The organism is Oceanidesulfovibrio marinus (genome assembly GCF_013085545.1).
In the GTDB taxonomy this organism is placed as follows: domain Bacteria; phylum Desulfobacterota; class Desulfovibrionia; order Desulfovibrionales; family Desulfovibrionaceae; genus Oceanidesulfovibrio; species Oceanidesulfovibrio marinus.
The window spans coordinates 4,105,012-4,116,375 of sequence record NZ_CP039543.1; the positions used below are offsets into that span (position 1 = coordinate 4,105,012).

The window sequence follows — 11,364 nt, forward strand, 5'->3', positions numbered from 1 at the left end:
ACTTATGGAAGAAAATCCCCCCCAGCAAACGGCGCCTGAGCAGCAGCAGAAGAAGGACTTCGATCTCGTGCTCGTGCCCATGGAGGGCGTGGTCGCGTATTGGCTGTCTCTGTCCAAGCTGCTGGGCAACGCCCGCAAGGTAGCCAAGCAGGTTGGGGAAGAGGCGCAGTACACCAGCGAGCCGTTCATCCATCACCTTCTGGAAGTGGCCTTCAGCGACGCGCCGGAGCCGTTCGTGCGGCGTCTGGGCCAGGCCAAGCGCGACGCGCTGCTGGACTCCCTGAGCCGCAAGCTCGACCTGATGCGCATGTCGATCCTGGACATCGTGGCGGCCGAGAATCCCCGCAAGACGCTGGCAAAGATGACCGCGCAGTACACCTTCCCGCCTTTGAACGAGGAGAAGGCCTTTCGCTATGTGCAGGACCTCGCCGCCATGGCCGAGAAGGACCCGGCAGAGCGGGCCGAGTACTTCAATGTGGACCATCGGCTCAAGGTGGAGCAGCTCATCGTGGTGCTGCTGTTCTACGTGCTGTGGTCGCGGCGGGAGGGCAAGCGCAACCTGGCCAGGTTCAGCAAGCTCATCACCACGCCGTTCTATCGGGACGGCCTGGCCCTGGTGGTGGACGGCTTTGACGGCCCCTTTGTGCGCAAGCGGCTGCAGGCGCACAGGCAGTCCATTCTGGCGGATGTGGGCATGAAGATGGACGCCAGCCTGGAGATGGCCCTGGCCATCCGCAATCGCATGGAATACGAGCGCGTCTTCGAGGTGGGCAAGTCCTTCATGGTCTGACCCTCCACGCCGCAGCACATCGAAAAATTCCGCAGCGAGGATCGCGCTCAGAGGCCGCGGTTCTTTCCCAACTCCCGCACATTCCGTAAAGCCGCGCCGCCCTATTCCTGGGCGCAGGGCGCAATAACCCCGGCAACCATCGGGCGCACGCCGTCCGGCGGGCGGTCATTTCACGTTTTCAGGGCAAGAGGCTCAGCCGCAGGAGCGCGAGAGCGGCGCCAGGGTGAGCCCCCGGCGCACCGGCTCCACATGGAATGTCGCGGCGTCCAGGGAGATGACGGCGGCCGGTTCGGGCTGGGCGCCCGATGCCCCCAGGCGGCCATGGGCGATGGAGACGGCTTTGTTCTCGAACCAGACGGTGAGGGGGTCCGGCGCTTCTATCATGCCCTCGGAGTCGTCCGGCGTGGCCATGGAGGAGCTGCAGAGGTCCTCGGCGTCGCGGGGGGCGAAGCGCAAGGTCGAGCCGTCGGCCTGCTCCACGCGGATGATGTCCTGGACCGTGGTCGCGCGGGCTACAGAGCCGTCCGGGGCAAAGGCCAGGGAGTTCACGTCGCCGGAGATGGCCTCCGGATCGGGATCAAAGGCGTGGATGACGCCGATGGGCGTTTGCATGGCCAGGGCCGTGGCCGGCTCGAAGGAGGCGAGGGAGCCGTCCGCATGGAGCGCAAAGCCGACGCGGGCGCGCGCCGGGCCAACCGGGGTGCGGAGAGTGACGGTTTCGCCGGGCCAGAGCGTGGCGCTCCGCAAGGCGCCGTCCGGATCGAGGCGGAAGTTGATATATCGCGCAGTCTGCGCCGCGCCGTCGTCAGCTTCTTCGGGGAGCAGCGAGGCGGGCAGGGGCAGCGCGATCTCCGGCGCCAGGGCATACTCGTCCTGCCAGCTCCAGAAGGCGGAGAGCTTGCCGTTGCACGGGAAGATGCGCTTGAGCGATCCGTTCTCGTGGAAGGTGACGAGCTCGGCTGGCAGCGGTCCCAGCGGTGTGTCCAGGGTCTGCGTGGTCTCCAGGGCCAGGGACTCCAGCCGGCCCTCGGCATCCAGGCGGATGGCGGCCAGCCGCGGCCGGCGGCTTTCGTCGTCGCCGGTGTACTGCGGCACGAGATCGCCCCACGAGGTGTGGATGACGTGCTCGCCGTTCACAAAGGCGCGCTTGACGCGGCCGTTGTCATGGTGCTCGGCGACGATGACGCCGGGAATTTCGGTTTCCTGGATATGGCGTGATGCAACAATGGCGAGTGTGACCTGAGGGTCTGGCATGGTGGGGTACCGGTACGACAGGGGAAAAAGGATTGATCAGATTTCGTCGCCGCGCAGCACGTCCTTCACGAGGTCCCTGTAGTCCTCTACGACCTTGTCGCCGCCGGCGTACTCGAAGATGGTCATGCCGTAGGCTGGTGCTTCGCTGATACGCGTGCTGTAGCGGATGGGCGTGCAGATGTACTTGCCGTAGAACTTCTCCAGGCTGCGGAGGATGGCGCGGGAGTTCTCCGTGGGCTTGGCCAGGAAGAGCGGCAGGATGTACTTGAGCCGGATTTCCTTGTTGTGCGCCCGGAGCTGGGAGAAGCTTTTGAGAAACTCGGACAACCCCTGCACTGGCATGATCTCCAGGGAGACGGGCACGATAAGCTCGCGGGCGTAGAAGAGAACATTGACCGTGAGGGTGTCCCAGCTTGGCGAGGTGTCCAGGATAATGAAGTCGTAACTTTTTTCCAGCGGCGCCAGCTTGTCGGTGAGGGTTCTCTCGCCACCGTAGTCCATGCGCGTGATCATGCGCTTGACCGAGGCGAGGCTGCGGCCGCCGGTGAGGAGCCAGAGGTTCTCGCGCGCTTTGACCACGGCCTCGCTGGCGTCCATCTCGCCGAGCATGAGCTTGGCCAGGCCGTCGTTGGAGTCCACGCCGAGCATGTAGGAGGTCTGGCCCTGGGTGTCGGTGTCGACGAGCAGGACCTTGTAGCCGTTGAGGGCGAGGCCGGCTGCGAGGGTGACGGAGGTGGTGGTCTTGCCCACGCCGCCCTTGGTGATCATGACGGAGAGCCTGCGGGCGCCCTTGAGCGTGAAGCGGTGATCGCACGCTTCGCAACGGACGGTGACATTGCCGGCCGGGAGCTTGGAAGCGTCGACGGACCTCTTGCGCTGGCAGTTTGGGCAGACAATTTCCATCGGAGTATTTGCGCGTACTTACATTTTCCGTTGGATATTCTTCACCAGGAGCTTGAGCATGAGACTGTTCTTGCCTTTCATCTCGAACTCCCGCAGGGCGATACGCAAGGCGATGGTGACAATGTCGGACATGGTCACGTACGAGCGCATCTCCGGCGGGACCAGCTTCTTGACCTGATACTTGGCCGAGCGCAGCCGTGTGTGCAGCTTTTTGGGGAAGTAGACGGTGGCCTTTTTCTTGTTGCGCGGGGCCTGGGCCAGACGGAAGGAGCGCAGCTCCTGATCGATGTCCTCGTCCCTGTCTTCGTCCACCAGGGCTGCACGGCCGGCCGGACCCAGATCGTCGTAGGAGTTGGAGAGCCGGAACGAGCGGTGCCGCCGCTCGCTGATCTCCTTGGGGTCGCGGTAGAGGAGTGCGTTCAGGTCCTCGGCGTCGGGAATGGTCTCGTCACGTTGCGCACTGGTAAGCAGCTCAGCGAGCACGTCCTGAACAACGTCTTTTTTTTTCGTTTCATCTGCGGCCATGCGTTAATCCTTGAGGCTGCGTGCTGCTACTCTGAAATTTTTCGGGCCTCGGTATCCAACCATACAGGAAAGCTGGGAGAATTTCCAGGATTTCCTGTACGTTTCTTTTCATTCCCATGGAATTGCAGCGGGCTGCAGGACGCAGGGGCCGCCGCAAAAGGGCCTGGAGCGGACCGTGGTTCGCGAAAAAAGGCGATCAGACTGCGCCGGAAACGGCTATGAGGCGGTTGGGCAATCCACGGCAGGGTCGAAGGGTTCCCGCACGCAGGAGTTGCCTTCGATGTTCTTGGCCAGCTTTTTCACCTCGGCCACGCGTTCCGAGAGGCCGTCCATGGAGAAGCGTTCCTGGAAGGTGCAGTCCAGCACGGCCAGGGAAAGGCTGACCAGCGGGAACTGCCGCACCTGGCCGTCGCGGCCCTTGCCCACGATGTAGCCGCGTTCGATGTCCTCGTCCCTGTACAGGGAAGGCGTCTCCTCGGCGAAGACCGCCAGCACGGTGTCGCAGATGGCCTGCACGTGGCCGGGTTCGGCCAGAATGATGAAGTCGTCGCCGCCCACATGGCCCACGAAGTCGCGCTGGTTGCCCACCTGGTCCACAGCGAGGGTCAGGGTGCGGGCCGTGAGCAGGATGATCTTGTCGCCGCGCTCGAAACCGAAGACGTCGTTGTAGACCTTGAAGTTGTCCAGGTCCACGTAGACCATGGAGGTCTGCTGGCGATTCTTGACGCGCTTCTCCAGCTCCCGTTCGATGACCACGTTGCCCGGAAGGCCGGAGAGGGGGTTGGCGCCTTTGGCCAGCTCCACCTGCATCTCGGCCAGCTTGTCCAGCATGCCCTGGACCGAGACCGCGCCCAGCAGACGGCCGTTCTCCGTGACCACGATGTCGTCGTACACCTTGGTGCCTTCGCGGCTCATGGCGGCGCGGGCCGCCTCCTCCACGGACATCTCCACGTCGATGACCAGCGGATGCGTGTCCATGATCCGGCCTACCTCGCGGTAGTAGTAGAGCGACATGCCGAACTGCGTGGAGAGGTGGCGGTCCATGTTGTACTGCATGAGCAGGCCCACAGGGGCCTCGTTCTCCACCACCACCACGCTGGTCTGCGGCGGCTGGTCGGCCAGCATGGCCTTGACCTCCTTGACCGTGATCTCCGGGCAGACAGAGCACGCCGGGCGGACCAGCTCCCGCACCGGGGAGAAGCCCTGCCATCCGGCGGTGTCGGCCGGGTCGTAGACCGTCTTGGCCGGGATGGTCACACTGGGGCTGGCTTTCTGCTGCGCGGGCTTGCCGATGAGGTTGCCCTGGCCGCCGTCCACTCCCATGGAGACCAGGGAGGAGAGCTCGGTTTCGGTCTCGATGCCCACGGCGATGATGGATGCGCCCAACTTGCCGGCGAGGAAGGCCAGGGTCTCCACCATGCTGCGGTGGTAGGGATTGGAGTCGATGCCGTCGATAAGCGAGAGGTCGATCTTGATGTAGTCGGGGCGGATCTGGGTGAGGTTGCGCAGGCTGGAGTCGCCGGAGCCCACGTCGTCTATGGCGATGGCGAAGCCTTCCTTGCGGAAGCTCTCGATGGCCTTGAAGAACATGGTCATGTCGCGGAAGCCCTGGCGCTCGGCAAACTCCAGGACAACGTTCTGCGGGGTCAGGCCGTACGGCTCGATCAGATTCCTGAGCTGCCCGGCGGAGAAGCCGGGGTTGTTCACGTCCTCGTTCAGGTTGTTCAGGAAGAGCTTCTGGTGGGGTTCCAGACCGCCCAGGCTCTGCAACGCCTTGTCACGGCAGAGCGCCTCCAGCTCGAAGGTGCAGTCAAGCTCTCCGGCAAGCTGGAACAGGGTCTGCGGCGGCTCGAAGAAGCTGTTCTCCGGCCCGCGGGAAAAGGCTTCCCAGCCGACGACCCCGCCGTGCTTGAACTCGATGACCGGCTGGAAGCAGGTGGTGATCCGGCCTTTTTCCAGAATCCATCTGAACTCGTCGTAGAGCGGCAGGGAGGCCAGCTCCTTGGGCTCGCCGGCAAAGCGGCGGGAGTGGCAGTACGCCTTGAAAAGGACCTCGGAAAACGGCCCCTGCTGGCGCGGCGGGATGTAGGCGTATCCGGCCATCACGTCGCCTATGCCCTTGGTGGAGGACAACAGGGACCTGTTGATTCGTTCGCGCACCTGGATGCGGAAGAGCTGCGTGGCGTTGGCGAATGAAACCACGTCCTCGGAGATGCAGAAGGCGAGGAAGACGCAGCAGAAGCCGATCCGTTCCGAAAACAGGAACCGGGCGTGGTGGAAAATGTTGGGAATCTCGCGAATGGCCTCGTACTCCAGGGTGTCCATGATGCGTGGTCCAAGGATGTCCTGGTCTGGAGAGCGCAGGGAGTAGAAGTCCTTGAGCTCCAGGGTGACGATGCCGATATGCTCGTTGGTGTAGCACGCGCGGAGCTGACGGGAAGCGTCCTCGCCGAAGAAGGCGAGCAGCGCATGACCGTTGGAGTCTTCCGAGCCGACAGGTTCCGAGTACTGCAGTTTTTTGGAGAAGAATTTGCGAAGCGCGGCCATCATCGCACTCCTTGTGCTGTTTCAAACACCCCCGAGTGATCAAGCCCAACGGGGAATACCTTTGAGGGATAGTGAAACCTCGTTACACGAGTATGACAAAGGCAATGCGCTTTGGCGGAGAGGCCGGAATCATGGACGATCAAAGACTCAACCCGCGGAGAAGACCAGTGGTTCCGGCGCCTGGGCGCGCTCCACGGCGTCCAGCGAATCAACGAGCACGCGCACCACGCGGGGGTCCAGCTTGCCCAGGCGGCCTTCATCCTCCAGGATGGCCAGCGCCTTCTCGCGGGAGAACGCTTTCTTGTAGTGTCGATCGCGGCACAGGGAGTCGTAGACATCGGCCACGGCCAGGATGCGGCTTTGCAGCAGCACGTTCTCGCCCGCCAGTCCGGCCGGGTAGCCGGAGCCGTCCAGGCGCTCGTGGTGTTGGATGATGATGTCCAGGATGCGGGGAAAGCGGTCTGTGAAGGGGATGTTCTCCAGGATGCGGTGGCTTTCCTGGGGGTGGCGTTTGATCTCGGCCCACTCCTCGGCGTTCAGAGTGCCCCTTGGGGTAAGCAGCTCCTGCAGCTCGTCCTCGCCGAGTACGGTCATGGTTCGGCCCGATACGGTGAAGCTCTCGCGGGCCAGCTGGCGGAGCAGGTCCTCGTCCTCCTGGGAGAGGTCGTAGGCGGTGTTGATGGCCTGGAGCCTGTCCTGGAGCTCCTGCCATTCGCGGGCGTGCAGGGCGGCCCAGAGCTGGAGACGCAGGCCGATGAGGTCCAGCTTCTTGGCGGGCAGGCGCGAGGCCTTGGTGAGCACCTCCTCGCGCACGCCGATCTTGCCCACGTCGTGCAGCAGGCCGGCGTAAAATATCTCTTCCAGCTCCACCTCGTTGAAAACACGGTCCGCAAAGTCGGCGCGGTCCCTGTTCACGGCTCTGGCCAGGGCATGGGCAATGCGCGCCACGCGCTGGGAGTGGCCGGAGGTGAGACGGTCGCGGGAGTCGATGGCCGTGGCGATGGACTGGATGAGTGCGATGAGGATCTTCTGCACCTGCTGGAAGTGGTGCGCGTTGGCCATGGCGATGCCGGTGACCGAGGCCAGCGTGGTGATCCGCTTGAGGTGGCTCGACTCGAAGGTGGGCGAGTCCTCACTGGCGACCATGACCAGGGCGCCGTGCACCATGTGCGACGTGGCCAGGGGCACGATGAGCAGCTTGTTGACTCCGGGAACCACGATGTCCCAGCGATCGTCGCCCGAGAGGTCGTTCACGATCTCGCCCTTGACCGTCCGCTCGCCGTGGTGGTCGCCGGCCTTGGCGTTCTGGCTGTCGTGGGCCAGGATCTCGGTGAAGAGACGGCTCTCGGCGATGCGCTGGGCGTACTCCACGCCGCGCGTGCTCAGGGCGTGGATGATATGGAACGGCTCGTTTTCCTCGTCGCGGAAGAAGACCATGACGTGCTGTGCAGGAAAGGACGTGGCCATGCACTCGCCCAGCAGGGCCAGAGCGACGTCGCGTACATTGAGGGAGACGTTCAGCTTGGCCACGGCGCGTTGCATCAGCGCCACCTCGCGGTACTGGTCCAGGGTCTCCGCTCCCAGGCCGCGGCGTACGAACTCCCGCTGCATGATCTCGCAGAGGGAGCGGGCCACGAAATCGAGCTGCGGATGGGGTGCGCCGTCGCAGGAGTCGAGCAGGAGCCAGCCGTAGACAGTGTCGACAACGGTCAGCTCGCGGATGCTGTCCGGATCGGTACTGTTGGAGACGAACCTGGAGAGGAGGGTCTCTTCGTCGGCAGGCCCGGCAAAGCCTGCCAGGACCGGTGAGTCCGGCGTGTGGATGACGGCTAGCGAGCAGCCTTCGCCGAACAGGGCGAGGGCGTCCTCCAGATAACTGCGCAGAAACGGTTTTTTAAGAAGGCGCGTGAGAGGAAGACCGGTCGTCATGCCGGTATCCCCACTGGCACGGGGTAGGAACGCATGGTGGCGAAGGTGGCGCGGCTAATCGACGATCTGGAGAAGCTCTTTGGCCAACTCGACGACTTCGTCCGGATCAAAAGGTTTTGTCATGTAGTCGTACGCACCGATCTCCAGCCCTTTGCGTCGATCGGCTTCCTGGCCTTTGGCCGTGAGGAGTACGATGATCGTGTCCTTGAGCTCCGGGTCCTGCTTGATGGCGCGGCACACCTCGTAGCCGTTCATCTTGGGCATCATGATGTCCAGGAACACGGCCTGGGGCCGCTCCTGGCGAATGATGGCAAGGCCTTCTTCGCCGTCGGAAGCCGTGAGGATCTCCACGGCGTATTCCTCTTCGAGGTCTTCGAGCGCCTGTTCGAGGAGCGTGCGGATGTGCAGTTCGTCTTCAACGATAAGGAGTTTTTTGCCCATAACAATCCTTGATCCGATTCGCCCCCGTAGCCGCGCAATAATAGCGCCCAGACAAGCCAGATCCCCCCGATTCAACCAGTATGCTGAAAGAAATCTTATACCCGGCTTGCTCAAAGTTTGCAATCACTTGAGCCGGGAGCATGCCTGCGGAGGGTGCTCAGAACGCCCAGCGTATTCAAGAGGCAGTTTTCTATTGGGAAACATCTCCCGTGTGGACCTCGCCGCCCTGTTCCTGGTCCAGCGGCGCAAAGGCGAACCGCGTGACCGGATAGGTGTCCGTGACCAGCAGCAACCCATGCACCGTATGTCCGTTCAGATCAAAGGCGATTTCGGCCGCGCCCTCCCAGTTGCTGGGCAGCAGGGACGGCTCCAGGTTCACCGGCGGCTCGTCCGCCAGCGCGATTGCCTCGGCCTTTTCGGCTGAAGGCGTGAGCCGACAGCGCAGCAGCCGCTCCACGCCGGCATGGTCCCCCGTACTCCCGGCAGGCGATCCCCAACGCGCTCCGATTTCGTCCTCGGCTGGTTTCAGCAGCTTTCGCTCGCCTGGCCAGTAGAAGTTCACGGCCCAGAACCCGCCATCTTTATCCACGGCGGTTACGTCGGTGATGCGGTACTCCACATGGGGAAAAGGCGCGGGATCGAGCGGCGTTCCGTCCAGGGCGAAGCGCAGGGCTGCCGGCGCGGGGTTCACATTAGCGCCGTTGGCCTCGTACAAGGCCCAGACCGTATCGCCCAGGATAAAGGCGGACTCATAGCACATGTTGGCCAGCTCGGCAGGCGGCGTGAGCTCGGCCGCAGGGTCGTTCAGCACGAGCCGGCCGTTTGTGAGCTCTCCCGAGACCAGGAAACCGCGCATCTCGGGCTTGGAGCGCACGGGCCGGGACTCGATGAGCAGAAATACCGAGTCGCCCTGCACGGCGATGGCCTCGAAGCCTTCGTAGCCGGGAATGCGCTTGCGGAAGTCGGGCCCGTCCACGGGGATCTCCCGCGGCATGATTGGCGTGGGCGTGCCGCTCTGCAAAACCTCTACGATCTGCGCGCGGTCTATGGCAAAGATGCGCGGCGACGTGCGCCCGGGCGTGTCCGATTTTTCGCCGGCGGCTTCTTCCTGCGGCCGGGGCATGAAGTCCAGAAACTGCGGCAGCAGCAACAGCTCGTCCCCGTGCCAGGCCAGGCCGGAAAGCTGGGACTGCGGCGAGGCGGCCGGACCGGCGAGATCCAGATGGCGCAGCCGGACCTGAGGGGCTGCTTCCGCACAGTGTGCGGAAACGGGCAGGGCCAGAACCAATGCGAGCACGACGGGGAGAATTCGTCTCATGGACGGTCCATATCCGATACCGGCGGGTTTCGCCAAGTAGTGTCTAGCGTTTCATGCTGAGCGCCGTTCGGAGCACCTCGTCCGACGTGGTGACGACCTTGGAGTTGGCCTGGAAGCCCCGCTGCGTGGTGATCATCTGGGTGAATTCCCGCGCGAGGTCCACGTTGGACTGCTCCAGCGAGTGGTCGCTCACTGTGCCGGCCGCGCCTTCGCCCGGCAGGTTCTCGGTCACCTCGCCTGCATCCGGCGTGGCGGCGTAGAGGTTGCTGCCCTCGCGGCTCAGGCCGTCCTCGCTGGTGAAGTTGTACAGGGTAAGCTGATAGAGCGGTGCGGTCTCACCATTGGAGAACGAGCCCATCATGACTCCTTCCTGGGTGAACTTGATCCCCTGCAGGAACCCCTCGGTGTAGCCGTCCTGGTCGGTGAACTTTGCAAAGGAGCCCTGGCCCGGGAAGCTGGAGGAGGCATTGGCCGCGCGCGTTGCATTCAGGGAGACCAGGTCGCTGGCGCTGGTCACTCCGGCGGCGGAGCCCGTGCCGCCCTGCCACTGGCCTGTCGAGCTTTGGAAGCCGAGGTTCAGGCCGATGGTGGCGGAGGAGCCGTCGGAGTAGCTGGCCGTGAACGAAGGGATGCCGTCGCTGTTCACGCTTGCCGGTGTCCAGTCGTCCAGCGCGGTGTGGTCCGAGCCGTCGCCCGTGTAGTTGTAGGCGGACTGGCTGATGAGCTGGCCAGAGGAGTTGAAGCTCATGGTGCCGGACTGGAGCAGGCCCGCACCGGCGCCCCCGGCGAGGTTGGAGCCGTCGACATCCGGATCGCCGGCGATCACGTACTCCCAGGTGGTCACGCCGTTTTCCGTACCGACTTTGTCGAAGTAAAGGTTGAGGCTGCGCGACACGCCATTGGAGTCGTAGACCCGCATGGTGTCTCTGTAGGCCGGGTTCAGCGGCGGATCGTTCGTGGCGTCGTACGCCGTGAGCAGCGAGAAGTACGGATTGGCCGCATCCTCTATCTCATTGTCGCCATCCAGGTTGGTGAAAAAGGAGACGTTGGACGTGGCGCTCGGCGGCATGGAGACATTGCCGTCCGTGCCGATGTCCAGGGCTATGTCGGAGGTGGCGCCCAGGGTGAGCGTGCCGTCTGTGGCAACGGCGGTGACGGGCTTGCCCTGCACGGCCAGGCCGTTGGGGTCGCGCAGCACGCCCTGGTAGTCGAAAATGAAGTTGCCGGCGCGGGTGTAGAACTCGCTGTTGTCCTGGCTGTCCACGACCTTGAAGAAGCCCTTGCCGGCAATGGCTATGTCCGTGGCCTGGTTGGTGGGCAGCACGGCGCCTTGAGTGAACTTGGTCTTGATGTCGTGCAGGCTTGCGCCCATTCCCAGCTGTGAGTATCCGGTCACGCCGTTACTCTGGGAGGCGACCTCCGTGCTGAACAGGTTCGCGAACCGATAGTCCGCGTCCTTGTAGCCCACGGTGTTCACGTTGGCGATGTCGTTGCTCAGTACCTGCATGCCGCTGGCATGGGTCTTCATGCCTGTTGCGCCGATATAAAGTGATGACAGCATGGTGTAGTCGTTCCTTGGGTTCGTGTTCCCAGAGCGGAAAAAAGTGCCGCCGTGATTGGTGGCACTGGGAGAAGAGCAGGGACCGTGCCAGACGGA

General features: G+C 63.6%; 9 protein-coding genes. 1 reads left to right on the forward strand and 8 read right to left on the reverse strand.

Annotated elements, in window-relative coordinates; translation table 11 throughout:
• Nucleotides 1-4 precede the first annotated feature (4 nt).
• Nucleotides 5-790 carry a hypothetical protein gene (locus E8L03_RS18110; protein WP_171268097.1) on the forward strand — a complete coding sequence of 262 codons (786 nt, stop codon included), beginning with the start codon at nucleotides 5-7 and terminating at the stop codon, nucleotides 788-790.
• A 192-nt stretch (nucleotides 791-982) separates the two neighbouring features.
• Here the strand turns inward: E8L03_RS18110 and E8L03_RS18115 are convergent, their stop codons facing one another.
• From E8L03_RS18115 to E8L03_RS18150, 8 genes are all read right to left on the reverse strand, one after another.
• Nucleotides 983-2,044, reverse strand: coding sequence for a hypothetical protein (locus E8L03_RS18115; RefSeq protein ID WP_144305069.1), 1,062 nt, complete (start codon nucleotides 2,042-2,044; stop codon nucleotides 983-985).
• Between the two features lie 36 nt (nucleotides 2,045-2,080).
• Nucleotides 2,081-2,947 (reverse strand): AAA family ATPase, encoded by an 867-nt coding sequence (locus E8L03_RS18120; RefSeq protein ID WP_144305068.1) that lies wholly within the window; start codon nucleotides 2,945-2,947, stop codon nucleotides 2,081-2,083.
• Nucleotides 2,948-2,965: 18 nt separating this feature from the next.
• The gene (locus E8L03_RS18125; protein WP_144305067.1) at nucleotides 2,966-3,472 is read right to left on the reverse strand and encodes a hypothetical protein; all 507 of its coding nucleotides are present in this window, start codon (nucleotides 3,470-3,472) and stop codon (nucleotides 2,966-2,968) included.
• 216 nt (nucleotides 3,473-3,688) lie between these two features.
• The gene (locus E8L03_RS18130; protein ID WP_167512425.1) at nucleotides 3,689-6,019 is read right to left on the reverse strand and encodes a GGDEF domain-containing protein; all 2,331 of its coding nucleotides are present in this window, start codon (nucleotides 6,017-6,019) and stop codon (nucleotides 3,689-3,691) included.
• A gap of 147 nt (nucleotides 6,020-6,166) precedes the next feature.
• The gene (locus tag E8L03_RS18135; protein ID WP_171268098.1) at nucleotides 6,167-7,948 is read right to left on the reverse strand and encodes an HD domain-containing phosphohydrolase; all 1,782 of its coding nucleotides are present in this window, start codon (nucleotides 7,946-7,948) and stop codon (nucleotides 6,167-6,169) included.
• Between the two features lie 54 nt (nucleotides 7,949-8,002).
• The gene (locus E8L03_RS18140; protein WP_144305064.1) at nucleotides 8,003-8,389 is read right to left on the reverse strand and encodes a response regulator transcription factor; all 387 of its coding nucleotides are present in this window, start codon (nucleotides 8,387-8,389) and stop codon (nucleotides 8,003-8,005) included.
• A gap of 190 nt (nucleotides 8,390-8,579) precedes the next feature.
• The gene (locus E8L03_RS18145) at nucleotides 8,580-9,707 is read right to left on the reverse strand and encodes a hypothetical protein (protein WP_171268099.1); all 1,128 of its coding nucleotides are present in this window, start codon (nucleotides 9,705-9,707) and stop codon (nucleotides 8,580-8,582) included.
• 43 nt (nucleotides 9,708-9,750) lie between these two features.
• Nucleotides 9,751-11,268 (reverse strand): flagellar hook protein FlgE, encoded by a 1,518-nt coding sequence (locus E8L03_RS18150; RefSeq protein ID WP_171268100.1) that lies wholly within the window; start codon nucleotides 11,266-11,268, stop codon nucleotides 9,751-9,753.
• Between the last annotated feature and the right edge of the window lie 96 nt (nucleotides 11,269-11,364).